Here is a 24,189-nt window from a genome sequence, read left to right on the forward strand (position 1 = left end):
ACTTGGATAGACAGTTTCATTTGTATAGAGGTTTCTTCTCGCTCTAAGTTTATCATTTTCTGCACTGAGAATCTATAATAACCCACTATTCTCAATGAATTTTCTGAAATAAACGAGGATGTTGATTTACAAGATGATCAATTCTTTAGGAGAATGCGTCAAAACTTGATTACCAGTTTCTGTGATCAACAAATCATCTTCGATTCGAACGCCGCCGATACCTGGAAGATAAATTCCCGGTTCGTCTGTAATGACGTTGCCCGTAACAAATGCTTTGTCTGCTCGGAAAGAGACGTTTGGTCCTTCATGGATCTCTAGACCGATTCCGTGACCCGTTGAATGTCCGAAAGCTTCTCCATAGCCGAATGAAGCAATATGATCACGTGCGATTGCATCTAATTCAATTCCTGTCATGCCCGGTTTGGCTGCAGCTAAAACTTTTTCTTGAGCTTCAAGGACGATTTGATAAATTTCTTTTAATTTGTCTCCGGGATCACCTACGGCGAACGTCCGAGTCATATCAGAAACATATCCTTGATAGTAGCAACCAAAATCCAGAGTGATCAAATCTCCTTGTTCAATTACTTTTTCACTAGCTACCCCATGGGGCATAGCTGAACGTAATCCACTGGCAACGATTGTATCAAAAGAAACGCTTGTAGCGCCCAAAGAACGCATGAAAAAGTCAAGTTGATTGGCTACTTCTATTTCTGACATTCCGGGACGGATCATTTTCAAAATATGTTCAAATCCTTGATCCGCAATATGGCAAGCTTGTTGAATCAACGCGATTTCTGACTCATCTTTGACTTCCCGCAATGCTTCGATCATACCTGAAACAGGAGCCAATGAAGATTCTTCAATAATCTCCTCCAAGACCGAATAATCAGAAAAGCTGACGTAACTTTCTTCGAAAGCCAAAACATTGATCTCTTCTTTTTCGCAAATAGCCGCAACTTCTTCAAAAATCGGTCCGCTATTTTTTACGATTTCAAATCCTTGTGCTTGAGCAGCCGCTTGCTCTGTATAACGAAAATCAGTAACGAAAAAAGCTTTGTCCAATGTAATGACAGCTAAACCAGTCGTGCCGGTAAAATTGGTCAAATAACGCAAATTGTATGGGCTCGTGATCAAAAAGCCATCAATGGCATCTTTTCTCATTGCTTCTCTTAATTTTTCAACTCTTAACATTCTTTCTCCCCACTTTCTTGTTCTGTATTATTATAGCAAACTTCCCAGAAAAGCGAAAAGAATGAAAAAAATTTATACAAAAAAAGACAGATTGCTTTTAGACATTCTTTAATCCTCGTTAATCTGGTCTATCAAAGAAAACAAATTCGTCTCCATCACACGCGCTGTTAAAATGTTTTCACCGTCTTCTAGAAGGGTAATCAGTGCATCTACGGACATGCGTGCTGAAATTCCATAGGTTTGTACACCGTTTTTTTGAATGTAGGTCAACGCTGTTTCAATTTGTTCAACAGATAAAATATCACGCGCGTCATTCGATTCCAAGGCTAAAAAGTCTTTCTGGGTTAGTAAGTATTTCAACATCGATTCAAAATGCGCAGCGGATTGTTCTGTTTCTGAATAGTCTGATTGTTGTTTGCTAGTTGCTTCAGATAAATCCAGAAAAGGAAAGTCTTTTAAAAAACTCTCTTCAAGTGTCTTTTCTTCTGGGACTACACGAGAAAAACTATTGGAAAACCCAAGCGGCTGAAAATCTTGATTTCCAGTTGCCCCCCCTGTTCGAACAGCTGTCCAGAGAATTTCTCCTTTGGGTATTTGATACATCTGCCAGTCTCTCAATTCTTCCAAAGATAAGTCTTTCTCAAAAATTAATGTGGTGATCAATGAAGTGCTTTTGGGCAATTTTTTTAAATTGTTCAAAAGGTTCTGCTTCATTGTCTGATTCTCAGAGAATTCAAGACTCGATGAATCTCGCATACATGATTCAAAAAGAAAATCTTTTTTTTGCGAATTAGATTGATAATTCTTCAGCAAGTGATTTTTATCGATCGTTACTGTCTGAATCGTAGAATGATTCTGATCGAGATTTTGATAAACTTCTGTCACCTCATAACTGCCAAAACCTAATGAACGTATTTCATACTTCGAAAGAAAATGATTTTGCGTCGTTAACTCGTTATTGATTTGACGATTCATGATGTAACTATCTTGATTTACTTGTAGACTACTTTGCCGAGGATCATAGAAAAAGAGGTCAACAAATTTTGGCATTACAAGTAAAACTGCAATTGTCAGTACAACAGCTGAAAAAAGAAAGAAAATCCCTCGTTTGTAACGTTGTTGTTTGATTTTCCTTTGCAATTGTTCAAAGTGAAATGGTTCATTCATTTGTTAATTCCTCCTTAAGTAATTGTCTTCCTCGATACAAACGATTCTTCGCTTGCGTGTAGCTCCATTCTTTATACGTTGCAATTTCCTCAATTCGCCACTCCAAAAAATAGTATAGTAAAATCACTTCTCGCGTATCTTTAGGTAATTTCTCAATACTGCGATACAATGCTCTTTTTCTCTCTTGTCCTATTATTTCTTCCAATGGGGTAGACAACTGTTGGCTTTCTGCTTGAAAAACGTGTGAAGGAAACTTTCGCCATCGATGTGCCACCGTTTGTTTACGCGTCCAGTCAATGAAGCGATTTTTGATTATTTTTAGTAAAAAATAGTTGATTTGCTTTTCGTTTAGCTCATCGAGAGATTCCGCTATGACGAGAAACGCCTCACTGACTAAATCTTGGGCCTGCTCTTTATTTTTTGTAAAATAAAACGCATACAAATAACAGTCTTGCGAGTAATCTTTATATATTTTTGCTAACAGTTCATCTCCCAACTCAGTCACCCCTCCATACCTACTATACGAACTCACAGAGAAAAAGTCACAAAAAAAAAGCCATTCATTAAAAAATGAATGGCTGTAAGTTATTTTCTACGTCCCAAGAAGAACGAAACAACAGCGACAAAAATGACCGCTCCGATAATGGCAGGAACAATTGCCATTCCAGCAATCTGTGGTCCCCATGTTCCAAATAGTGCTTGACCAATCGATGCCCCAACTAGCCCGGCTACGATATCAAAGATACAACCGCGTTTCTCACCAGCGATTGCGCCTCCGATTGATCCGATAACCGCACCTACGATCAATGTCCATAAAAAATGCATAATACCCCTCCTAAACTTTCTAATAAAAGGGTACCATATCAATTATGGTTTGAACAAAAATATGCCTGCATGTTATTTTCTGCGAGTGAACGCCCGCTTTAGCACATCGAAAAAGCCAAGAGAATGAACCATATGATCCGGATCAACATAGACGCGAATCGCCCGCAAAACTTTCTTGGGCTCTTTCGAAGAAAAAGTATAGGTGCCATTTTTTTTCGTCCGAATAGCGTACCTTGGGATCCAACGACCTTTGAACATGACAGAGGCAATCACGTAATCTACATCTTCCCAAGGAATCTGGATAAACTTCCGCTGGTCACGGTCGTTGTAAAATTCAAAAGCCTTGTCGCCGATCATAATTTTGCCATATTCGTTGATACCCAAAAATGAGGTCGCATCGATCGTCAAATCAACTTTGGTGTTCAGGGATTGTACCATAATTTGTTTGCTCCATTTCTACGTCTTATTGTTTCTTATTATACTTGTTCTGATGATTTTTGGCGAATAGATAAAAAGTGCTTGGGTTTCCCCAAGCACTTTTAGTTGAAAGATTAGAACAATCCGATCAAGTGTCCACCGATACCGACTAAGAACAAACCGATAATGATGATGATTGGAGAAACTTTTTTCTTCAATAACCACATACATAACAAAGTAAGTAATAGTGCAGCCAACCCAGGAATCAATTGATCCAAGTTGTTTTGCAAGGTTGTTACTTTCGTATCTGTTAATGCACGGCCTTCAGCGACTTGTTGGAATGCTTGTTGTAACCCTTCTGGACCTGATGGCAATTTTGCCCAATCCACATATGCTCCTTCATCAAGAGGGACACGAGATACAACTGGTGCAAATGAAATTGATACCCAACGTTGAACAAGCGATCCTAATACGAACATCCCTAGGATTGAAGCACCTTTTGTTACGTCTTGCAGCAAACCACCTGAAAGGTCATCTGTGATTTTTGATCCGGCACGGTAGCCAAATTCTTGTGTATACCACATAAATGCCCAACGAATGATATTCCAAGCCAAGAAGAAGATGATTGGGCCTAAGATGTTTCCTCCTAACGCTAGAGAAGCACCTAGAGCTCCTAACATCGGACGAACAGTAAACCAGAATACAGGGTCACCGACACCAGCCAAAGGACCCATCATACCAACTTTTACCCCTTGGATCGCTACATCATCGACAGCGGCTCCATTGGCACGTTCTTCTTCCAATGCTAAAGTTACCCCTAGAATTGGTGAAGCAATATATGGGTGAGTGTTAAAGAATTCCAAATGACGCTTCAAAGCAGCGGCACGGTCTTCTTTTGTTTTGTATAATTTTTTGATTGCTGGAATCATTGAGAATGCCCAACCACCATTTTGCATACGTTCATAGTTCCATGAACCTTGAATGAAGGTAGAGCGCCATGCTACGGCTAAACGATCTTTTTTACTTAATTGAATTTTTTCTGCCATTTTTTTCTCCTCCTTCGATTCTAATAGTCATTCAAGATATCGCCTAGAGGGTCGCCAGTGTTGCTGCCGCCGCCTCCATTTGATGATCCGCCCATTTTGGTGATGTTCAAGTAAATCAATGCAATAGCTACTGCCAATGCACCGATCGCAATCAATGTCAATTCAGAAATCGCTGCAATCACAAAACCAATGATGAAGAATGGCCATACTTCACGAGTTGCCATCATGTTGATAACCATTGCGTAACCTACGGCAACAACCATACCACCACCGATAGCCATACCATCTGTTAACCAAGCTGGCATAGATTCTAGGAAGTTTTGAACAGTTGCAGCTGGAATTGCTAGCAATGCTGCTGCTGGAATCGCAATACGGATCCCTTGCATACATACGGCAATCACATGCCACATTTCGATTTTGCGGATATTACCTTCTTCAGCAGCTGCATCCATAAAGTGAACGATTGGTACAGCTAATGTACGTACGATCATTGTTAAGAACAAACCAGCTACAGCCAAAGGAATCGCAACGGCAATGGCTGTGTCAACACCGCCACGTCCTTGTCCACCTAAAACTAAAATAATTGCAGATGCAACAGATGCCAATGCAGCATCCGGTGCGACAGCGGCACCAATGTTTGCCCAACCTAACGCGATCATTTGTAATGATCCACCTAAAATAATACATGCTTCTAAGTTACCGGTCACTAGACCGATCAATGTACATGCCACTAGCGGTTGGTGGAATTGGAATTCATCCAAGATCCCTTCCATACCAGCTAAAAAGGCAACGACTACTACTAATACCATAGATATAATAGACATGATAGACCTCCTATTTAGTTGTATACTTTTTACTTGTTCGACAATTCGTTTTTCGCTTTACGCAAAATTTCATCCATGTTGTCGCGTGAATCGTTTGGTACTTTACGCACATCAAATTTGATGCCCCGTGATTTTAGTTCTTCGAACGTTTCAACGTCTTCAGTACCCATAGACAATACTTTACTTACAACAACTTTTCCGACTGAGTGAGCCATTGAACCAACGTTGACTTCTTGAATGTCTACGCCGCCTTCTACTACTCGCAATACATCTTCTGGATTTTCAAACAATAGCAATGCTTTCGTATTACCAAAACGAGGGTCTTTTGACACTTCGATCATTTTTTCTACTGGAATAACATTGGCTTTTACTCCTGGAGGAGCTGCTTGTTCGATCAATTTTTTACGCAAGTCGTCTTTTGCAACTGCATCTGATACTACGATGATCCGTGATGGATTCACTGATTTTGTCCATGCTGTAGCTACTTGTCCGTGAAGCAAACGAGAGTCAACACGAGCCAATACAATTTTGATCTTGCCATCGCCCAGTACAGTACCTGGAGGAAGTGATCCTTTAGGTTGATCGTCAGCCACAACTGGAGCAGCAGCTTCTGCCGGTTCAAGTTCTTCTGGTTTCACCTTGACCCCTTCTTTAGCTGTTTCAATGATATGTGCAGCAATCTCATGTGCTGTATTCATTGAAAAACGTGAAGCGTAAGCCTCGATGACCATCGGTAAATTCATACCAGCTACGATTGCCCATTTGTCTTTGTGGTCTTCAAACAAGCTGTTTGCTTGGTTGAAAGGTGTACCGCCCCAAAGATCAACTAAGAATAACACTTCTTCTTGATCGTCGAATGTGGCGATTGCTTCTTGCATTTTTGCTTTGATATCATCTGGGCCTTCACTTGGCATCAATGTTACAGCTTTAACATTTTCTTGTTCGCCGAAAATCATTGAACCAGATTGCAAAATGCCGTTTGCAAATTCTCCATGACTTGCTAGGATAATTCCTACCATCTTTTTACCTCCTATTTCAAAATTGATAAATGTGACACTTAAATGAAAGAAAAAAAGCAACGACGAAAAATCAAGTGTGACTACCCTCTTTTTCCAAAATATCCATCAAATAGATTTTACGATCAGCAGGAACTTTTCGAATCTCGACTTCAATGCCCTGTTTCTGCAAATAAAGCAGTGATTCGAGGTCTTGATCATTGACAGAAACAAAATTAGTGATCATCCGCTTTCCTATCGAAAAGCTCATTCCTCCAATATTGATTGAATGAATCGGTAATCCGCCTTTGACTAGTGTGACAACATCTTGAGGATTGGTAAATAATAACATGACTTTTTGGGTATCAAATAATGCGTTATGTGCAACCTCAAGCATTTTCGCCACTGTGACGACATTGGATTTGATTCCTGGCGGAGCGGCTTCTTTCAAAAGAAATTTGCGAAGCTGATCATTTGCGACTTCGTCACTGACAACGATGATTCGGTTAATACCAGTCATTTTCGACCAGGCTGTTGCTACTTGACCATGAATCAAACGATCATCGATCCGAGCAAGACGTATATCCATTCCCATCGTAAAAACCTCCTACATCCATCGATCCGCTGGCTATTTGTGGATCCCTTACTTTTTTCATTCACCTCCTGTATCCACTTATATAGAAGCAAGAAGCGTGCCAACTTTTATACAATACACTAATCTTTGGAAAGGCTTAAGAATCGGCCTCTTGATGATACACTAAAAAAGATACACTGAAAAACAGTGTATCTTTTTTAGTGTATTCTATTCTTAATGTATTATTGATCAGCCAAAACCGTTTTTTCTTGATGATTTTTAATCAACTCTGCTAAGTAATATTCTTCGCTTTCTGGTATTTCTACATTTAACAAGCGCGAGAACGAGCGAACATGGATGTGAAGTTTTTTGTACATCGGCTCTTGCTTCAGTTCAGAAACAAGGGGTTCATCGACAGTTAAAGGTTGCTTTAATACGATCCGTTCGATCATTCCAGCAGAGTGGAGCACAAAATTGATTTGAAACCCTGGTATTGCATCCGTCAATTCTAAATCATTGATCAATTGATGGCCAAATTGCCACAATGGCTCGATAACTTTTCGCGGATTGACAAAAGTCAGGTTTTGCTCCATATATTTAAAACAAATTTCTTCTGCTTGTTCTTCACCAAGTTCAACATCTTGTTCAAAACTCAGATCATTCTCTAACAAAATTTCTTCCAACAATTGATCTACATCTTGATCAATGAATCGTTCCAGAGAAATAAAAGGCGCATCGATTTTTGGATCTATGATCCCTGTCGTGGCGATCAGTTGATACTGTCTTTGTATGGGTTCTAACTCAGTCTTTAAATCAGCCACTGAAAGTGTCACAACCTCTACATTCTGATTTTGACGTTTCGAGAGGGAACTTTGAATTAGTTCTTTGATCCTCTGAGCCGTTCCTTTACCCGAGGCACAGATGGCTAAGATGGCTTTGCGATGATGATTGCTTAAGTGACCCTCCGGCTGTTCAACGGAACCATAGCCGCGAAATTTTCTAAGCGATTCATACAAACTATCGATGTCCGTGCCGATAACTGAGGCTTTTCGGACTGTTTCCAAAACGATTGATGTCGTCACCATATCGACAGTCCGTACAATCACACCTGTTTCCCTCTGAATCTCATTGTTGAAGGTAGCTAAAGATCCCATATCTACTAATAAAATCACGCCGCTACCATCATTAACTGCTTGAACACTTTCTTCGATCTTTTTCAATGCAACGGTAGGCGGCATGTCCAAAGGCATGTCTACTGCTGCCACTTGATCCACTTCTAAAAGTTGTTGAACCACTTGAACCATACTGCTTGCCGTGCTGTTCCCATGGGCTGCTACAACTACACCAATTTTTCCAGAGGAATGGGCAGTCCGCAAAGATACGAGTAAAACAGCCAAATAATAGGTTTCACTTTCAGGAATCGATACTTTGAAACTATCACCAATAAATGTACGAATTTCTTTAGCAACTTCAAACTCTTTCGGATAGTCGGCGACCATTTGACGAATATTGTCATTGGTATGCCGTTCTTCTCCCAGATGAATTTTTTTCAAAAAAGAACTAATGTGTAAGCTCATCGCATACACAAAATTTTGCTGAAATTCATAGTTCAGCCTTGTGCGTACCAGATCATAAATACGATTTGTCACTGTGATCACTTTTTGATCCACAAACTCGCTCAATTTGTTTTCTGAATTGAAAGAAAAGCCGTGATCTTTGTAAAATGATTTCAAATGAACATTGATATCTGTAGATATGAAATGATTGATGGCTTCTTGATCCAGCCCATCCGCTTTTAATAAAGCAGCTTTATCGCCGATAATATCGTAAAGATTATACGGTAATTCATAAGAATCGGATTGAATATTATTAAGATTTTGGTTTGGTTGAACACGCACAGTCGGCTCAAGAATTTTGGACAGCTCTGCTAACTCATCTCGGCGATTCCCCAAGACCATTAATCCTGAGCGGATTCCTTCGGGAAGTTCGTCCAAATCAATCTCGATTTCATCTTGTTGCATATGATTCAAGAACCCTCGTGCACAGACCAACTGAACGTTGGACTTCAATTGACCAATATTTCCGAAGCTGACACTGCCAATCAACGCTTTAACGACATCTTCAGTCAATGTGATCGTGCGTTGGATTCGTGTTGCTTCTTGTCCTACAAGTACCCGAACAAGATCCACTTTTTCTGAGGCAGGTCGTTTTTCAAAAAACGGCAGTTGGATATTGATCGGAATTCTCCGAGTAAAAGTGTCCAACAATGTCGAATTGGGATCCTCAGTAGTTGCTCCGACGATGCGAACATTGGCTTGATGATTTTTACCAGTCTCACCTAATCGACTAAAGGTTCCATGATCCATAAAGTAAAAAATCATTTCTTGTCCTTCAGGCGGCAATCGATGTATTTCATCTAGAAATAGCATACTTTCATCCGCCTGATCAATGATTCCAGTTTTCTCCTGATCCGCTCCGGTAAAAGCACCGCGAACATAACCGAACAAATGGCTCATAAGCAACTCTGGATTATTGGCATAATCGGCACAGTTGAAAACGATCAACTCTTTTTCCTCTTCGATCACCTGATTGCTTTTCGCAAACTGAAACATGGCGTGAGCAAAATACGTCTTCCCTGAACCTGTTGGTCCAGTGATCAAACAATTCAGCCCCTTAGGAGGATACAGAATTGCCGCTTTGGCTTGTTCGACAGCATTTTTCATGCTGCCGTTCACACCAATGATCGTTGAAAAAATATCACGGTTTCCCAATTTGACATCCACTCGCTGCGGCGTAGCTTTCTCTCTTTGGGGGCGGTTCTCTTTATAACTTGGAACATATTTCTCAGGCCCAGACCGTGCATCTTGAGCTACCCAATACCTCACTGGCCGGGTATCACTCTTTTGAACGCGGCCTTCTTTGACAAGTTGATTCAAATCTTTGCTGGCATTGCTTCGTTGGATCATCAATTGATCAGCGACCTCTGATGTCGTCGTTCCCTTTTCATTCAAGCCATTTTCTGTATTTTCCAATAAAAATTGATAAATACGCTCAATCCGTTTCCCCAACAGCTCCGCCTCCTTGAAAGTTTTATCCTTGAATACTTTAATGGGTTTGAATAAAAATTGCAAATCTTTTCTGAATACTTTCCCTACTCAAACCAGCCAATAACCTAGCCACCCTTAAACACGCCCCTTGAAAAATCTTGCAGCATACAGCACTAACCATTTTTTCATAGCACCTTTTGATTAACTTAAGAATAAAGCATTTAGCAAAAAAAAGACAATCTAATGCTATGATTATTGTGTCAATGGGTAGGGAATAAATTTTGGCACGTCACCATCAAACTGCTGCAACTCTTTTTGCATCCATAAAACATCGTGCCACTGCTCAAACTTATAGCCAATTTGTGGGTAATATGCAACTTCTTTGTAACCAAATTTTTGATGGAACCTCACACTGCTTTCATTCCCAGCCGTGATACAAGCGGTCAAATTTACGATATTTTGTTTTTTCAACTCTGACTCCAAATGATGATAAAGCATCGTTCCTATCCCTTTTGCTTTTACTTCTCGATCGATGTAAACCGTCACTTCCGCCGTCCAGTCATAGGCAGCTCGTATTTTGTAAGTGGTGGCATAAGCATAGCCAAGAATGACACCATTTTCTTCAGCAATCAAGTATGGATAACGCTGAAGCGTTTGAGTGATCCGGTGCGCAAACTCTTCCTCAGTTGGTATCTCTGTTTCAAAAGTAATAGCCGTATGATCTACATAAGGCGCATAAATTTTTAACAATGATTTGGTATCTGCAACAGCAGCCTTTCGAATGTTCATATATTCCCTTCTTTCTTCAAATTTTTATCAGTATACCTTTCTAATAAAAAAAAGACAATCCTTGTCTAAAAACAAGGATCATCTTTACCCACTAGCTTATGCTTGATTTTTTTCTTGCCCGCAAAACACAGTAATATGTTGTGGTAATACTTGGATCTCAACCGGCAGACTTGGACCAGGGTCTCCATCGACATTGGTTTCGATCGTTGTATCATCCAGTAGTTTGATCTGCGCTTTTTCAAACGTTAGATATCCAAGGGATTCGTTGGATTCCGTCACTCCTTTTAGCAGTTCGGGAATACTCTTGATGGTTTCCCAAAGATTGCTGTCTTTAATGTAGATAAGATGCAATTTCCCATCATTCGTACTCGCTTCTGGTAACAGCGATTCAAAACCACCGATCGTATTCGACGATCCTACGATCAGTGTGCTGCTTTCAATTTTGGTTTCTGTTGCTTCCTGACCACTAGTGATAATTTCAAATTGATGGCTTTCATTTTTGCGTACTTCCCGTAACCCGGAAAGGAAATAAGCCATTTTTCCAAGTTTCGTTTTTTCTTCAACTTCAACATTGTTGATAGCTGCTGGAATGATGCCGATCGCCACTACATTCATGAAATAATCGTCATTGATTTTCCCAATATCGATTTTGCGAGAATGATTCAACGAAAATGATTCGATTGCTTCTTCAGGATCAAGAGGAATGGCCAATGCACGAGCCAAATCATTGACTGTACCTAGAGGGAAAAAGCCAAAACGCGGACGCTCCTCATGACTAGCAATTCCGCTGATCGCCTCATTAACTGTACCATCACCTCCCATTGCAAACACGCTATCCACGGAGCCGACAGCTTCAGATGCGAACCGCTCGGCATCACCCGCTTTTTCTGTGTGTGCAACAGCCACTTCATCAAATAGTTCCTGCAATTTTTTTGTTGCTAATTCCTCGTATTCTGCAGCTTTTTCGCCTCCTGAACTAGGATTGACGATCAATAGTGCTTTCATCTCCTCTGCCTCCTTAATGCTACTTCGTTTCACATTTTAGTATAACAAAGAGCCACCAGATTTGTCTTTTTTGCAAACCACCGCGAATAACTCTGACCGAATCTCCAATTGAATCGAATAGGGCTGTGTGTAATTGCCGTATTTCTTATTCTTAGACCAATCGTTTGCGTAAACGCCCCGAAATAAAATCAATACAGGTAACTGTCAAAATAATACCAAGCAAAATGATGCCCACACGACTCCAAGATCGTGCATTGATAGCAAAAATCATCGGTGTACCAATCCCTCCTGCTCCCACTATTCCCAGAATCGATGCAGAGCGAACAGCTAATTCAAAACGATATAAAGTAAACGACAAAAATTCTGGAATCAACTGCGGTAAAGTCGCAAATCCCAAAACCGCCCAGCGATTTCCGCCAGCACTCACAACAGATTCAGAAGGTCCCTGATCCATATTTTCGATCGCTTCACTATATAACTTGGCCAACATACCTATGGAATGGACACTGACGGCTAAAACGCCCGCAAAAGATCCTGGACCAACAGTTTTAATAAACATGATGGCTAGAACAATCTCAGGAAACGTGCGAATCGCTGTTAAGACGACTTTTCCTGTGCTCGACAAGAATCTAGGTGTATTTTTGCTTCGAGCTGCCCAAAACGCAAAAGGAATACTTAATAAAGAAGAAATAAATGTACCAACAAAAGCGATGGCTACCGTTTCAATCATTAAACTGAACAAATCTTCGCCATCCCCGGTATAGACATAACTCCAATCTGGATGGATCAATCCGTAGAAAATTGCCCCTAAGATTTGACCAACGTTTTCTTTGATAGCAGCTAAGGGGATTCCTGCAAATGCCCAAATATAAATAGCAACCAGAACGAGCACGAAAAGCCATTTTCTTTTTTTCTGGGGTTCCGTTGGCAACATCATAGCAATCGCTCCCTTACTCTATTACTGATGGTATCTATAAGAAGAACAACGATAAAAATCGCCAAAACGATAATTGCCGTTTGGTCGTAGCGAAATTGACTCAATGATCGTTGCAAAAAGACACCGATTCCTCCCGCGCCGATATACCCTAAGATCGTTGAGGCGCGAACATTGATCTCAAAGGCGTACAAAAGATAACTTAAAAAATGACTCGTTACCTGCGGAAGTACTGCGTAACGGATAATCGCCAGTTTTGATCCCCCTGAAGCGGTGACAGCCTCGATCGGTCCCGCATCAATTGTTTCGATCGACTCATAAAATAATTTCGTGATCATCCCAAAAGAAAAGATGGAAATTGAAATCACACCAGCTACCGGACCAATACCGACAACTGCTACGAACAGCGCCGCCAACATCAAATCAGGAATCGTTCGCACGATATTCAAAAGAAAGCGAAAAATCCCCGATAGCCAAGGAATTGTTAGGATATTTCTGGCTGCCAGCAAAGAAAAAGGCAAAGCAATGAGCGCCCCAAACGTTGTTCCGACAATTGCCATTTGAATGGTTTGAAGAAGAGGCTCCACAATGATCGTACTATACGACCAATCTGGTCGCAGCATTTTTATCAGTATCACGTTCATTTGATCCGCATTTTCAAAAAAACGGCGAAGATCGACTCCCGTAATCGATCCACTCAAAATCAAAACGAGCAAAAAAAGCACCAACCAAAGAATATTCTTCCATAGTCCGCTTCGTTTAGGCAACAATTGAGTGGTCATTTTTCTGTGCCTCCTTGCTCTTCGATAATCTCACTGCCGTAGATTTCTTTTAATTTTCGGTCAGTGGCTTCGCTAACTGGTCCATCAAAAACAAGGCAACCATCACGTAACCCAATGATCCGTGTACCATACTCTCGCGCTAATTGCACGGAATGCAAATTGACAACGATCGTAATACCTAACTCTTGATTGATCCGCTTTAAATCACTCATGACCTTCTCCGTTGTCATAGGATCCAGAGAAGCTACCGGCTCATCCGCTAAAATGATTTTTGGTTCCTGAGTCAATGCCCGTGCAATCGAGACCCGTTGTTGCTGCCCACCAGACAATTGATCGGCTCTTGAATAAACTTTTTCGGCTAGATTCACTCTTTGTAGCGATTGATAAGCTAGTTCCTTATCCGCTTGCGGAAACAATCCCAAAAGCATCTGAAGAGTGGGGTGATAAGCGACTCTTCCAGTGAGAACATTCCTTAAGACACTCGAACGTTTTACCAAATTGAAGCTTTGGAAAATCATGCCAATGTCTCGGCGAATCAAACGTAATTCTTTGCCCTTTGCTTTTGTAATGGAGCGATTATCGATCAAAATTTCGCCACTGGTGATTTCGTGCAAGCGGTTGATGGAACGCAGCATGGTTGATTTCCCCGCACCAGACAACCCAACAACGATCACAAACTCCCCTTGATCGATGTCAATATTCAAATCTTTTAACCCCAGCACACCGTTTGGATATTCTTTTGTCACATTTCTAAACGAAATGATCTTTTTATTTGCTAACGCCATGGTTCTCCTACTTTCTCTCATTAAACTACTTTTATAAAATTGAAAAGGGTATCTGCTGATACGATACCCTTTCTCTGCCGCTTATTGTCCTACTTGTTCTGCATATTCACGAACGATATCAAAATTACTGTCTTGGGAGACTACATAGCCTTCATGAGAGTAGATATCTGAAATGATTTGATGACCTTCTTCATCTTTACCAATTTCGATAAAGGCATCTTGGATTTTTTTGTCCCATTCCTCACTCATATCACTGCGAACACTAATGGTGTCATTCGGGATTGGTTCTGTGAAATACATAGGTTCCACGTCATTCATGATTTTAGGATAATCTTTCTTCACTGTATTTCGCGCATCTTCAAAAACGAAAGCCGCATCTACATCTCCGTTTAAGACAGCCAAAACTGCTTGGTCATGACCTTTGACTTGAACTGTCGTTACATCCTTATTGATGTCTATCCCTTCTTTTTGAAGTTCCGCAACTGGCCAAACATACCCAGCCGAAGAGGTTACATCTTGTGTAGCGATCGTTTTCCCTTTCAAATCAGCTAATTCCTTGATATCGCTGCCGCTCTTGACCACAACCATTGATCGATAGCTATCCACCAATTCATCTGTCGCTTCACCACCAGGCTGCTTGATTCCATATCGCTGTGCCTGCAGTAATACTTTTACATTGCTTTGTTCATGAGCCAAAACATAAGCATTTGGAGGCAAAAAGCCTACATCCACTTGCTTAGAAGCCATTGCTTCGACGATCGTATTGTAATCTGTTGAAACACTTACGGTAACTGGAATTCCTAATTTATCACTTAGCAGCTTTTCAAGCGGTTTCGCTTTAGCCTCTAACGTTTCTGCTGCTTGCGAGGGCACAAATTGAACTGTCAACTTTTCTGGAACATATTGTTCCTCTGCACTCGAACTAGATTCTCCCGCTCCGCAAGCTGCTAATGCCAATCCAGTTGCTAACCCTAATCCAACGATTCCTACCTTTTTCCAAAGCTTCATTCTTCTTCTCCTTTGTGTTAAAAATCAGAACAACCAATTAACGAACTTTACCTTTTTGATTATAGAAAAACGTACATTTAATTACAACTATTTTTCGCTATAAATGGATATTTTTTTAGTAAAATCAATCTAATCACGAACATTAACTTGTGTGCCTTTTCTCAATCAAAGAGTATTTCACAGTCTGTCAATTGCTTTGCTCTACTTTAAAAAGAGTACCAAAGCAATTTATTGTTTGTATTTACAACACGTAAAGTTTCTGTTAATCCTCTCGAAGATAGTTGTGATCTATTGGACATGTCATCAATCAGGAAATTCTCTACTTTTGAGGCTACAATTCTCTCTTCACATCTACCGGTAACTAGTTTGACCAAGATTACCAAAACAAAAGTTTGAAGAGACAGATCGAAAAGATGATCGCCTTTTCTTCCCCGGACTTACAACAGCAGTCTTTCAAGTGCAAAAAAACTCATGGCTGTCGGCTCCTCACATCCAACACCACCATGAGTTTATTTTCAACTAGATTATCTCCATTCTTTCAACAACACGGTCTCATCATTTACAAACTCTCCAGTTGCAACAAATCCAAAACCTTCGTACATTTGTTTAGCGATCGTATTTTCTTTAACGGAAGAAATTCGTAGTTCTTTTGCTTGGATCGCCTGCCGGAACCATTCAATCGCTGCTTCCATTGCCTGTGATCCATATCCTTTTTGCTGAAAGCGATGATCAATCATAAAACGCTCGATCCACCATGATTCTTTTGCATAATCTTCATCCGCTTCGTAATAACTAAACAATAAGAAACCGATCATTTCTTCTTGATGATAAATCGCAAAAGCCTGCCGAGCTTCTTCATATACAGCTTCCAGCAAAGAATACCAATTAGGCGCAACAAATTTTTCTTGTTCTTTGGTTGTTTTTAGTTCAATACAACCACGATAATTCTCTTTTGTGATTGGTTTTAACCGGATCATTTCAGACCTCCTCTAATTAAATCGCTTTCAAACAAACCGAATAAAAAAAGATGACTTACTAAGGATATAGTAAATCATCTAACTGTATTATTAAGCTTCTTGCGCTACTGGGTATACAGAAACTTGCTTTTTGTCGCGGCCTTTACGTTCGAAACGAACAACACCGTCAACTTTTGCAAATAATGTATCATCTCCACCGATACCTACGTTTACTCCTGGGTAAATTTTAGTACCGCGTTGGCGATAAAGGATTGATCCACCTGAAACAGTTTGACCATCAGCACGTTTAGCACCTAAACGTTTTGATTGAGAGTCGCGTCCGTTAGAAGTAGAACCGCCCCCTTTTTTGTGAGCGAAGAATTGCAAATTCATTTTCATCAACATGAGATGCACCTCCTAGTTTTCTTTGATTGTTTTGATTTGGATATAATCGCTGTATTCTTCTTGAACAGATTGCAGACCAATCAATAGATTCTCTAAAAGAATCTGAGAGATATTCGACTGCTCTTGGGTCAAACGAGGAACAAGTTTAACAAGAAGGTAGCCACCTTCTTCATTGTTCGCTTCAACGATTGGTGTTACACCAGCCAAAGCATCGATCCCATTTACCGCACTGATCGCTAATGCTGAAGCAGCTGCGCAGACGATGTCTTTGCCATATTCTCCTGCTTGCGCGTGACCGGTAAGTTCAAAAGAAACAATCCGACCAGAGTCATTACGCTTGAATGTCCCTTTGATCATATTCGTTACCCTACTTTTCGTAAGAATTATGCATTGATTGCGTCAATAACAACTTTTGTGTAAGGTTGACGGTGACCTTGTTTGCGGTGTGAATGTTTTTTAGGTTTGTATTTGAAAGTTACGACTTTCTTTTGTTTGCCGTGTTTTTCTACAGTTCCTTCAACAGTTGCACCAGCAACGATTGGGGCACCTACTTTTGTTGATTCGCCACCTACTAAGATCACTTCATCAAAAGTAACTTTTTGTCCAGCTTCTACATCTAATTTTTCAACATAGATTGCTTGACCCACTTCAACTTTTACTTGTTTACCACCAGTTTTGATAATTGCGTACATGCTCTAAAGCACCTCCTTCTATTATACTTAGACTCGCCATCCCAAGTGACTTTCGTACTTAATAACTTGTTCTGTGCGGTTGTAGCTGTGGAGTCCACAATTACAACAGATTAACTTTATCAAAATGTTTCCGTAAAGTCAATGAAAAATAATGATTTATTTTCGTCATGCCGCTTTACTATTTTTTTTAAGTAAGTTGTTTTACTATAGAAGAAAGAAACAAATGAGGTGTTAAAATGAACTACCCAAAAAAACTAGCTGAGCCAATCATTGAACAATCAAAAGCCTATCAGCTTGAAGGTTTTGTTCCTGGTCAAGGACCGCTTCATCCCAAATTAATGATCGTTGGTGAAGCACCTGGACGGACCGAAATCGAGAATTTTATTCCTTTCAGTGGCCAAGCGGGCAAAGAACTGATGGCCTCTTTGGCGTTAGTCGGACTGACACGTGAAGAGGTATATATCACGAGTGCAGTACGGAGCCGTCCCTATTCGATCAAAGAACGAATCAACAAACGAAGTGGCGCACATGAAGTAGTGCACCCCAATCGAACGCCAACAAAAAAAGAAGTCTTGTTGCATGCGCCTTTATTGGATTACGAAATCCAAAAGGTGGATCCGCCTTTGATTGCTACGGTTGGAAACATCGGGTTACAAAGATTATTAGGCAATCGCTATTCCATTACAAATGTTCATGGGCAGCCAATCAGAAGTGCGATCCAACAGTTGAATGCTGAAAAAAATGGTTATACGTGGTCTGACAAACAATACCTGATTGTTCCAATGTATCATCCCGCTGCCATTTTTTATAATCGAACATTGGCTGAGCGGATCCATCAAGATTGGTCTGGCTTGAATCGCATCAGAGAGCATGGCTTGCACTAACATCTCGCAATTCTGTCTTTTAGTTGCGGCGATAATGAGGGATTGTTTTTTCATAAGCAGTGATTTTTTCTTCTTCTTGCAACGTGATGCCAATCTCATCTAATCCATTGACCAGTTTATGCTTCCATGTTGCATCGATCTCAAAAGGATAGACCGTTTGTTTGACAGTTACTTGCTGTTTGGGAAGATCAATAGCGATCCTCTCATCAGGAGCCAATGCTGCCAATACTTGACGAGCAGAAAGCGATAAAACGATAGGCAGCAAGCCGTTTTTCGTTGCATTCATATAAAAAATATCGCTAAAACTGCCGGCAATCACTGCACGAAAGCCGTAGTCCATCAGCGCCCAAGCCGCATGTTCACGCGAAGAACCAGAACCAAAATTATCTCCAGAAATGAGGATAGATGCTTCTTTGTATTCTGGAAAGTTCAAAATAAATTCAGGATTTGAACGGCGATTTGGTAAATAGCGCCAGTCATCAAAAAGGTATTGACCAAATCCTGTCTTTTCAACCCGTTTTAAATAATTTTTCGGTAAAATTTGATCCGTATCAATATTATCATTCATTAATGGGATCGTTTTCCCTTGATAGTAAGTGAAGGCTTCCATTAATTTTTCCTCCCGACGATTTCTCGAACATCTACAAAGCGGCCATAAACAGCGGCAGCCGCAGCCATTGCTGGACTGCATAAATGGGTACGGGCATTCTTACCTTGACGTCCAACGAAGTTCCGATTTGATGTAGAAGCACAATGGACGCCCGCTGGTACTTTATCTGGATTCATGCCTAGGCACATGGAACAACCAGGCTCTCGCCATTCGAAACCTGCATCTTTAAAGATCTGATCTAACCCCAGTTTTTCTGCCGCTTTTCTAACTGGACGTGATCCTGGAACCACGATGCCAGTGACCCCATCTTTGATTTTTTTTCCTTCCAAAATAGTTGCGGCTTCTTGCAAGTCAGAGAGTCGACCATTTGTGCAGGAACCGATAAAAATATATTCAATTGGAATATCTTCGGCTCGCTGTCCAGGGTGCAATGCCATATATTGATAAGCTTGTTCATCATTATGGTCACGAATTTCAGGAAAGACTCCACTGATAGGCACTCCCATCTCAGGATTGGTTCCCCACGTAATATAAGGTTCCAGCTGAGAGGCATCAAGTGTCAGTTGGGTATCAAAAACAGCATCTTCGTCGGTTTTTAGCGTTTGCCAGTCTGCAATTGCGTCAGCGAGCTCTTTGGGTGCATATTCCCGACCCGCGACATAAGCAAAGGTTGTTTCATCAGGGGCAATCAGCCCTATCTTCGCCCCACCTTCAATCGACATATTACAAATCGTCATGCGCTCCTCCATTGACAGATTCCGGATTGTTTCTCCATAAAATTCAATGGCATGACCTACTCCAAAATCCGTACCGTGAGTGGCGATCAGGGCAAGAATGATATCTTTAGCGTAGACGCCTGGTTGCAAAGTTCCCTTGATCTCAATCCCCATACGTTTTGGTTTCGTTTGCCAAATCGTTTGAGTTGCAAAAACATGCTCCACCTCACTTGTGCCAATACCAAAAGCGATAGCTCCAAACGCGCCATGTGTGGCTGTATGTGAGTCTCCACAAACGATCGTCTTCCCCGGTTGTGTCAGACCGGTTTCCGGGCCAACCATGTGTACGATTCCTTGTCGGGCTGAGCCATTGTCACATAACTGTATCCCAAATGCTTGGCAGTTGTTGCGCAGTGTATCAATCTGTTTCTTCGCAACCAAATCCGTGATCGTAAAAATATCTTTAGTCGGGATATTGTGGTCCATCGTTGCAAAGGTCTTTTCAGGGCACCGAACACGCCGGCCAGCTTGCCTCAGTCCTTCAAAAGCTTGAGGAGAAGTCACTTCATGGATCAGATGCAGATCGATATATAACAGCTGTGCCTCACCTTCTTCCAGCACTACATGACGTTCCCAGAGTTTGTCAAATAATGTTTTCCCCATTCAGTAGCCCCCTAATTTTTTGATTACCGCATCCGTAAATTCTGTTGTAGTAGTATTCCCTCCAAGATCACAAGTCACGACCCCATCTTCCATCACTTGATAGCACGCCTGCTCCATCTGATCAGCAATTGATTTCATCCCAAAAGAAGTTAGCATCATCCCCACAGACAGAATCATTGAAATGGGATTAGCAATATCTTTGCCGGCAATATCCGGTGCTGAACCGTGAATCGGTTCATACAGTGAAACCCCAGAAAGACTATGACTTGCACTAGCCAAAACACCTAATGATCCTGGTAGGACTGACGCCTCATCGCTGAGAATATCGCCAAAAAGATTTTCAGTCACAATCACATCGAATGCAGTTGGCTGTTGCAAGATCTTCATAGCGGCAGAATCAACATATTGGTGTGTTAACTGACAATCGGGAAATTCTTGCGCTACTTCATTCGCCACCTTTCGCCATAATTTGCTTGTTGCCAAAACATTGGCCTTGTCCACGGACACTACTCGCCGTTGTCTAGTTCGTGCGATCTGAAACGCCTTTCGTAAGATACGGCGAATCTCTTCCCTATGGTAATAATTCAGATCCGAAGCCTCTGTTGCCGATAGCTTTTTTTCTCCAAAATAGATGCCGCTCGTCAATTCTCTTACCAGTACCAGATCGGTTCCTTTAACGATCTGCTCTTTCAAAGGAGAAAAGGGTAAAAAAGCATCCGTTACTTTGATGGGGCGAATGTTGGCATAAAGATCAAGCGCGCGCCGCAAGTCCAATAAACCTTTTTCCGGTGTATAAGCTGCATTTTCCCACTTGGGATCTCCAATGGCTCCGAGCAAAATGGCATCCGCTTGCTGACAAGCTTGCAATGTTTTTTTTGGCAGTGGTGTGCCATACTGCTCAATGGCTTGTCCGCCAAATGCATAAGACTCAAAAGAGAAATACGGGTTGCTTGGCAAACACGCCTTTACAATTTGCAATGCACTGGTCATGATCTCCGGTCCAATGCCATCACCAGCAAGAACGACGATTTTCTTCATTTATTCTCGCCTCGATTCTTCAAAGCAGCGCTGGCTTGTACATAGGCTTTTGCAGAAGCTTGCAACACATCAAAATCAACACCGATCCCACTGATTTGTCGGTTTGTCTCTGCGCATTCGATAGCTACATGAACTTCTGCTTGCGCATCTTCTCCACTCGTAAGAGCCGTGATTTCATAATTTAGCAGTCGCGGTTGCTGATCAAAAATCTGGTCGATCGAATTATAGATTGCTTGAATGCTCCCAGCGCCAATTGCTGAGGCAACATAAGATTGATGATCTTTTGTGATCGATACCACGGCACCTTGATGACCATTGGAGACATATTGTAGCTGAACAGCCTCTAATTCAACGCCCTCTGTTTGCGTGCGACCTTGATCCGCTGCTAACGCCAGCAAATCCTGCTCCGTTACTTGTTTCTTTTTGTCTGCCAGTTCTTTGAATCGTTTGAACAATGCATTTGTTTCCTCAGAGTCAAACTGATAGCCTAATTGATTCATCTTTTCTATAAACGCATGCCGACCAGATAATTTTCCCAGCGGTAGCGAATTTGTTTGAACACCGACTAATTGCGGCGTAATGATCTCGTATGTCTCAGGATTCTTCAAGACGCCGTCTTGATGGATGCCCGATTCATGTGCATAGGCGTTTCCTCCAACGATCGCTTTATTCTTAGGAACAGCGATCCCTGATAGTCGAGCGACTAGGTCACTGGTTCGTTTGGTTTCGCCTAACTGAATATTCGTTATGCAGTCATAGAAATCTTGACGCACATGCAATGCTAATGCCACCTCTTCCAACGCCGTGTTTCCGGCCCGTTCACCAATGCCATTGATCGTTCCTTCCACACGAGTGGCTCCGTTCTCAATAGCTGCCAGAGCATTCGCCGTTGCCATTCCCAGATCATCGTGACAGTGGGAGGAAAACATAATCGGTTCCTTGCTTTTGGTATTGGCAATCAAATAGGCAAATAATTCGCCATAGGCAGTGGGATTACTATAGCCAACGGTATCTGGAATATTGATGATGGTCGCCCCGGCATCGATCGCTGTTTGGACCGCTTCTAACAGAAAATCTTTTTCTGTGCGGGTCGCATCTTCTGGAGAAAATTGAACCTTGTCAAATAAGGTTCTAGCATAGGTAACATGTTCTTTGATTGCTCGGATTACTTCTTCTTTAGTCATGGCTAATTTATAACGGCGATGGACTTCACTGGTTGCCAAAAACACATGGATCTGGGGACTTACTGCTTGCTTTAATGCCTCATAAGCGCGATCAATATCTTTAATTTGACAGCGTGCCAGACCTGCCACTGTCATCGTGGATACAGCAGTTGCGATTGCTTGAACCGCTGCAAAGTCTCCTTCCGAAGCAATTGGAAAACCTGCCTCAATTGTATCAATTCCCCATTTTTCCAGCTGTAAAGCAAGCTGTACCTTTTCTTTCATATTGAAATTCACTCCTGGAGTCTGTTCTCCATCTCGAAGTGTGGTGTCAAAAAACTGGATCTGTCTCAAACTAATTCCTCCTCTGGCTCATTTATTCTTTTAGGGTATAAAAAAAGCACTCCATAAAGGTCTTCCCTTTATGCAATGCGAATAGGACTCTTCTGTTTCACGTCATCAGATCATGAAATACAAAAAAGAGTCCTCACGGTAATAATAAGTTGCTAGTGTTCATCGGCCTATTTCTATTCATTTTATTCACCTGTCACTTTCTGCTTCTCGTTACCTTATATAAGAAGATACCGAAAGACACTGCATCTGTCAATGCTTTTAATTGAATTTTCTGAATATTTAGATAGATAATATTAGAGAAAAAGAAATAAAAGTGTCCTTTTCTCTCTTCATATCTCTTAGAAGTAAGAAATTATTTTGAAATACGTTCCTTTAAAACAGATTTTTTTCAGCGAATACTGGTTATATCTTCACAGACTCTTAACACAATTTAAACATTGCTCTGTTAGTATCATTGTATACCAAAAATTATTTTTCAACCTTTCTCCCCTACCAGTCATTCGACTGGTTTTTTTGTCTTACTGAGCAAAAGATCTGTTCTTTTCCCAAGTAGAAAGGATTGAACTCAAAGAGAGTTATCCGTATAATAAGTAACAGAAATTATTTAGGAGGATCAGGATGCGTAACGAAATGATGCATCGTCCAGTAGTAAAAAAAGAACTAGTGGCGTTTATGCGGGAAAAACAAAAGCAATTAACTGGGAAATTAGGTCAAATCGAACAGGCAGCTCATGAAAAAGAAGTTCCTATTATTCCGCATGAGACAGTGGTGTTCCTGCAATTTTTATTAGGACAAATGAAGCCCAAGCAAATATTAGAAATCGGTACAGCAATCGGCTTTTCTTCAAGTTTGATGGCACAGTATGTAGGTGATGGTCACGTAACTACCATCGATCGCTATGATGTCATGATCAAAAAAGCCAGAGAAACTTACAAACAATTGGGCCTTGAGGATAAAGTCACTCTTTTAGAGGGACAGGCAGCAGACGTTTTGCCGACACTTGATGGCCCTTACGATTTTATTTTCATGGATAGTGCAAAGTCTAAATACATCGAATTTTTACCGGAATGCTTACGACTTTTACGTAAAGGCGGCGTGTTAATGGTCGATGACGTCTTTCAGGCAGGAACGATTTTAGATCCTATAGAAGACATTCCACGAGGACAACGGGCCATCCACCGTAAACTAAACCTTTTCCTCAATACAGTGATGGATCATCCCCAACTGACTTCTAGCTTAATTCCCTTAGGAGATGGCGTTATTCTTATTACGAAAGAAGCAGATCATGTGGACGTGGCTACAACCAGCGAGTAACGAGT

26 protein-coding genes and 1 other annotated feature are annotated in these 24,189 nt (G+C 41.1%); of the genes, 2 read left to right on the top strand and 24 right to left on the bottom strand.

Features of this window, described 5'->3' with window-relative positions:
• Nucleotides 1-126 precede the first annotated feature (126 nt).
• From HED61_RS12615 to rplU, 20 genes are all read right to left on the bottom strand, one after another.
• Nucleotides 127-1,191, bottom strand: a complete 1,065-nt coding sequence (locus tag HED61_RS12615) for a M24 family metallopeptidase (protein ID WP_138372060.1) — start codon at nucleotides 1,189-1,191, stop codon at nucleotides 127-129.
• Between the two features lie 108 nt (nucleotides 1,192-1,299).
• Nucleotides 1,300-2,358 (bottom strand): anti sigma factor C-terminal domain-containing protein, encoded by a 1,059-nt coding sequence (locus HED61_RS12620; RefSeq protein ID WP_219644996.1) that lies wholly within the window; start codon nucleotides 2,356-2,358, stop codon nucleotides 1,300-1,302.
• Nucleotides 2,351-2,863: an RNA polymerase sigma factor gene (locus HED61_RS12625; protein ID WP_005471145.1), complete on the bottom strand. Its 513-nt coding sequence runs from the start codon at nucleotides 2,861-2,863 to the stop codon at nucleotides 2,351-2,353. The genes HED61_RS12620 and HED61_RS12625 overlap by 8 nt, the downstream gene beginning before the upstream one ends.
• An 80-nt stretch (nucleotides 2,864-2,943) precedes the next feature.
• On the bottom strand, nucleotides 2,944-3,183 hold the full coding sequence (locus tag HED61_RS12630) for a GlsB/YeaQ/YmgE family stress response membrane protein (RefSeq protein WP_005471142.1): 240 nt from the start codon (nucleotides 3,181-3,183) through the stop codon (nucleotides 2,944-2,946).
• A 72-nt stretch (nucleotides 3,184-3,255) separates the two neighbouring features.
• Nucleotides 3,256-3,621 (bottom strand): DUF956 family protein, encoded by a 366-nt coding sequence (locus tag HED61_RS12635; protein WP_005471141.1) that lies wholly within the window; start codon nucleotides 3,619-3,621, stop codon nucleotides 3,256-3,258.
• A gap of 113 nt (nucleotides 3,622-3,734) precedes the next feature.
• Nucleotides 3,735-4,646 carry a PTS system mannose/fructose/sorbose family transporter subunit IID gene (locus HED61_RS12640; protein WP_003126195.1) on the bottom strand — a complete coding sequence of 304 codons (912 nt, stop codon included), beginning with the start codon at nucleotides 4,644-4,646 and terminating at the stop codon, nucleotides 3,735-3,737.
• 20 nt (nucleotides 4,647-4,666) lie between these two features.
• Nucleotides 4,667-5,470 (bottom strand): PTS mannose/fructose/sorbose transporter subunit IIC, encoded by an 804-nt coding sequence (locus HED61_RS12645; RefSeq protein WP_003126194.1) that lies wholly within the window; start codon nucleotides 5,468-5,470, stop codon nucleotides 4,667-4,669.
• A gap of 29 nt (nucleotides 5,471-5,499) precedes the next feature.
• On the bottom strand, nucleotides 5,500-6,489 hold the full coding sequence (locus tag HED61_RS12650; RefSeq protein ID WP_003126193.1) for a mannose/fructose/sorbose PTS transporter subunit IIB: 990 nt from the start codon (nucleotides 6,487-6,489) through the stop codon (nucleotides 5,500-5,502).
• Nucleotides 6,490-6,559: 70 nt separating this feature from the next.
• Nucleotides 6,560-7,054: a PTS system mannose/fructose/N-acetylgalactosamine-transporter subunit IIB gene (locus tag HED61_RS12655; RefSeq protein WP_029486684.1), complete on the bottom strand. Its 495-nt coding sequence runs from the start codon at nucleotides 7,052-7,054 to the stop codon at nucleotides 6,560-6,562.
• Between the two features lie 227 nt (nucleotides 7,055-7,281).
• Nucleotides 7,282-10,107 carry a sigma-54-dependent transcriptional regulator gene (locus tag HED61_RS12660; protein WP_005471136.1) on the bottom strand — a complete coding sequence of 942 codons (2,826 nt, stop codon included), beginning with the start codon at nucleotides 10,105-10,107 and terminating at the stop codon, nucleotides 7,282-7,284.
• A 231-nt stretch (nucleotides 10,108-10,338) separates the two neighbouring features.
• Complete coding sequence (locus tag HED61_RS12665; protein WP_219644995.1) at nucleotides 10,339-10,875, bottom strand: GNAT family N-acetyltransferase; 537 nt, start codon at nucleotides 10,873-10,875, stop codon at nucleotides 10,339-10,341.
• Between the two features lie 96 nt (nucleotides 10,876-10,971).
• Nucleotides 10,972-11,880 (bottom strand): diacylglycerol/lipid kinase family protein, encoded by a 909-nt coding sequence (locus HED61_RS12670; RefSeq protein ID WP_081131633.1) that lies wholly within the window; start codon nucleotides 11,878-11,880, stop codon nucleotides 10,972-10,974.
• 151 nt (nucleotides 11,881-12,031) lie between these two features.
• Complete coding sequence (phnE, locus tag HED61_RS12675) at nucleotides 12,032-12,817, bottom strand: phosphonate ABC transporter, permease protein PhnE (protein WP_171917336.1); 786 nt, start codon at nucleotides 12,815-12,817, stop codon at nucleotides 12,032-12,034.
• Nucleotides 12,814-13,596 (bottom strand): phosphonate ABC transporter, permease protein PhnE, encoded by a 783-nt coding sequence (gene phnE / locus HED61_RS12680; RefSeq protein ID WP_081131634.1) that lies wholly within the window; start codon nucleotides 13,594-13,596, stop codon nucleotides 12,814-12,816. Before phnE (HED61_RS12680) ends, phnE (HED61_RS12675) begins: the two co-directional genes overlap by 4 nt.
• Nucleotides 13,593-14,381, bottom strand: a complete 789-nt coding sequence (phnC, locus tag HED61_RS12685) for a phosphonate ABC transporter ATP-binding protein (protein ID WP_005471132.1) — start codon at nucleotides 14,379-14,381, stop codon at nucleotides 13,593-13,595. The genes phnE (HED61_RS12680) and phnC overlap by 4 nt, the downstream gene beginning before the upstream one ends.
• Before the next feature lie 81 nt (nucleotides 14,382-14,462).
• Complete coding sequence (locus HED61_RS12690) at nucleotides 14,463-15,389, bottom strand: phosphate/phosphite/phosphonate ABC transporter substrate-binding protein (RefSeq protein ID WP_003126183.1); 927 nt, start codon at nucleotides 15,387-15,389, stop codon at nucleotides 14,463-14,465.
• 524 nt (nucleotides 15,390-15,913) lie between these two features.
• The gene (locus tag HED61_RS12695) at nucleotides 15,914-16,366 is read right to left on the bottom strand and encodes a GNAT family N-acetyltransferase (protein ID WP_003126182.1); all 453 of its coding nucleotides are present in this window, start codon (nucleotides 16,364-16,366) and stop codon (nucleotides 15,914-15,916) included.
• 90 nt (nucleotides 16,367-16,456) lie between these two features.
• Nucleotides 16,457-16,750, bottom strand: coding sequence for a 50S ribosomal protein L27 (rpmA, locus tag HED61_RS12700; protein ID WP_003126181.1), 294 nt, complete (start codon nucleotides 16,748-16,750; stop codon nucleotides 16,457-16,459).
• A gap of 12 nt (nucleotides 16,751-16,762) precedes the next feature.
• Nucleotides 16,763-17,107, bottom strand: a complete 345-nt coding sequence (locus HED61_RS12705; protein ID WP_003126178.1) for a ribosomal-processing cysteine protease Prp — start codon at nucleotides 17,105-17,107, stop codon at nucleotides 16,763-16,765.
• A 26-nt stretch (nucleotides 17,108-17,133) separates the two neighbouring features.
• Nucleotides 17,134-17,442 carry a 50S ribosomal protein L21 gene (gene rplU, locus HED61_RS12710; protein WP_005225751.1) on the bottom strand — a complete coding sequence of 103 codons (309 nt, stop codon included), beginning with the start codon at nucleotides 17,440-17,442 and terminating at the stop codon, nucleotides 17,134-17,136.
• A 19-nt stretch (nucleotides 17,443-17,461) separates the two neighbouring features.
• Nucleotides 17,462-17,533: a sequence feature (ribosomal protein L21 leader region), on the bottom strand.
• 145 nt (nucleotides 17,534-17,678) lie between these two features.
• Here rplU and HED61_RS12715 point away from each other — a divergent pair.
• Nucleotides 17,679-18,326: a uracil-DNA glycosylase gene (locus tag HED61_RS12715; protein WP_003126176.1), complete on the top strand. Its 648-nt coding sequence runs from the start codon at nucleotides 17,679-17,681 to the stop codon at nucleotides 18,324-18,326.
• Between the two features lie 19 nt (nucleotides 18,327-18,345).
• On the opposite strand, the gene leuD is transcribed toward HED61_RS12715, so the two are convergent.
• Genes leuD through HED61_RS12735 form a run of 4 tightly spaced genes read right to left on the bottom strand, consistent with a single transcriptional unit; the run spans nucleotide 18,346 to nucleotide 22,870 of the window.
• On the bottom strand, nucleotides 18,346-18,936 hold the full coding sequence (gene leuD / locus HED61_RS12720) for a 3-isopropylmalate dehydratase small subunit (RefSeq protein ID WP_138372066.1): 591 nt from the start codon (nucleotides 18,934-18,936) through the stop codon (nucleotides 18,346-18,348).
• Entirely contained in the window at nucleotides 18,936-20,315 is a 1,380-nt protein-coding gene (gene leuC, locus HED61_RS12725) for a 3-isopropylmalate dehydratase large subunit (RefSeq protein ID WP_113849564.1), read from the bottom strand. Before leuC ends, leuD begins: the two co-directional genes overlap by 1 nt.
• A complete protein-coding gene (gene leuB / locus HED61_RS12730) occupies nucleotides 20,316-21,353 on the bottom strand; it encodes a 3-isopropylmalate dehydrogenase (protein WP_103299661.1) in 1,038 nt (345 codons plus the stop codon).
• Nucleotides 21,350-22,870: a 2-isopropylmalate synthase gene (locus HED61_RS12735; protein ID WP_219644994.1), complete on the bottom strand. Its 1,521-nt coding sequence runs from the start codon at nucleotides 22,868-22,870 to the stop codon at nucleotides 21,350-21,352. Before HED61_RS12735 ends, leuB begins: the two co-directional genes overlap by 4 nt.
• 618 nt (nucleotides 22,871-23,488) lie before the next feature.
• On the opposite strand from HED61_RS12735, the gene HED61_RS12740 reads away from it, so the two are divergent.
• Nucleotides 23,489-24,184: an O-methyltransferase gene (locus HED61_RS12740; protein WP_003126170.1), complete on the top strand. Its 696-nt coding sequence runs from the start codon at nucleotides 23,489-23,491 to the stop codon at nucleotides 24,182-24,184.
• Nucleotides 24,185-24,189: the final 5 nt, after the last annotated feature.

Source organism: Enterococcus gallinarum (assembly GCF_021496385.1).
GTDB lineage: Bacteria > Bacillota > Bacilli > Lactobacillales > Enterococcaceae > Enterococcus_D > Enterococcus_D gallinarum.

What these genes read in the sequence shown, in the direction of transcription:
- phnE (WP_081131634.1), bottom strand. Translation starts at nt 13,596, where the DNA reads ATGACCACTCAATTGTTGCCTAAACGAAGCGGACTATGGAAGAATATT.
- leuB (WP_103299661.1), bottom strand. Translation starts at nt 21,353, where the DNA reads ATGAAGAAAATCGTCGTTCTTGCTGGTGATGGCATTGGACCGGAGATC.
- HED61_RS12640 (WP_003126195.1), bottom strand. Translation starts at nt 4,646, where the DNA reads ATGGCAGAAAAAATTCAATTAAGTAAAAAAGATCGTTTAGCCGTAGCA.
- HED61_RS12665 (WP_219644995.1), bottom strand. Translation starts at nt 10,875, where the DNA reads ATGAACATTCGAAAGGCTGCTGTTGCAGATACCAAATCATTGTTAAAA.
- leuD (WP_138372066.1), bottom strand. Translation starts at nt 18,936, where the DNA reads ATGGAAGCCTTCACTTACTATCAAGGGAAAACGATCCCATTAATGAAT.
- leuC (WP_113849564.1), bottom strand. Translation starts at nt 20,315, where the DNA reads ATGGGGAAAACATTATTTGACAAACTCTGGGAACGTCATGTAGTGCTG.
- rplU (WP_005225751.1), bottom strand. Translation starts at nt 17,442, where the DNA reads ATGTACGCAATTATCAAAACTGGTGGTAAACAAGTAAAAGTTGAAGTG.
- phnE (WP_171917336.1), bottom strand. Translation starts at nt 12,817, where the DNA reads ATGATGTTGCCAACGGAACCCCAGAAAAAAAGAAAATGGCTTTTCGTG.
- HED61_RS12695 (WP_003126182.1), bottom strand. Translation starts at nt 16,366, where the DNA reads ATGATCCGGTTAAAACCAATCACAAAAGAGAATTATCGTGGTTGTATT.
- HED61_RS12715 (WP_003126176.1), top strand. Translation starts at nt 17,679, where the DNA reads ATGAACTACCCAAAAAAACTAGCTGAGCCAATCATTGAACAATCAAAA.
- HED61_RS12670 (WP_081131633.1), bottom strand. Translation starts at nt 11,880, where the DNA reads ATGAAAGCACTATTGATCGTCAATCCTAGTTCAGGAGGCGAAAAAGCT.
- HED61_RS12650 (WP_003126193.1), bottom strand. Translation starts at nt 6,489, where the DNA reads ATGGTAGGAATTATCCTAGCAAGTCATGGAGAATTTGCAAACGGCATT.
- phnC (WP_005471132.1), bottom strand. Translation starts at nt 14,381, where the DNA reads ATGGCGTTAGCAAATAAAAAGATCATTTCGTTTAGAAATGTGACAAAA.
- HED61_RS12690 (WP_003126183.1), bottom strand. Translation starts at nt 15,389, where the DNA reads ATGAAGCTTTGGAAAAAGGTAGGAATCGTTGGATTAGGGTTAGCAACT.
- rpmA (WP_003126181.1), bottom strand. Translation starts at nt 16,750, where the DNA reads ATGTTGATGAAAATGAATTTGCAATTCTTCGCTCACAAAAAAGGGGGC.
- HED61_RS12705 (WP_003126178.1), bottom strand. Translation starts at nt 17,107, where the DNA reads ATGATCAAAGGGACATTCAAGCGTAATGACTCTGGTCGGATTGTTTCT.
- HED61_RS12615 (WP_138372060.1), bottom strand. Translation starts at nt 1,191, where the DNA reads ATGTTAAGAGTTGAAAAATTAAGAGAAGCAATGAGAAAAGATGCCATT.
- HED61_RS12645 (WP_003126194.1), bottom strand. Translation starts at nt 5,470, where the DNA reads ATGTCTATTATATCTATGGTATTAGTAGTAGTCGTTGCCTTTTTAGCT.
- HED61_RS12655 (WP_029486684.1), bottom strand. Translation starts at nt 7,054, where the DNA reads ATGGATATACGTCTTGCTCGGATCGATGATCGTTTGATTCATGGTCAA.
- HED61_RS12620 (WP_219644996.1), bottom strand. Translation starts at nt 2,358, where the DNA reads ATGAATGAACCATTTCACTTTGAACAATTGCAAAGGAAAATCAAACAA.
- HED61_RS12630 (WP_005471142.1), bottom strand. Translation starts at nt 3,183, where the DNA reads ATGCATTTTTTATGGACATTGATCGTAGGTGCGGTTATCGGATCAATC.
- HED61_RS12740 (WP_003126170.1), top strand. Translation starts at nt 23,489, where the DNA reads ATGCGTAACGAAATGATGCATCGTCCAGTAGTAAAAAAAGAACTAGTG.
- HED61_RS12635 (WP_005471141.1), bottom strand. Translation starts at nt 3,621, where the DNA reads ATGGTACAATCCCTGAACACCAAAGTTGATTTGACGATCGATGCGACC.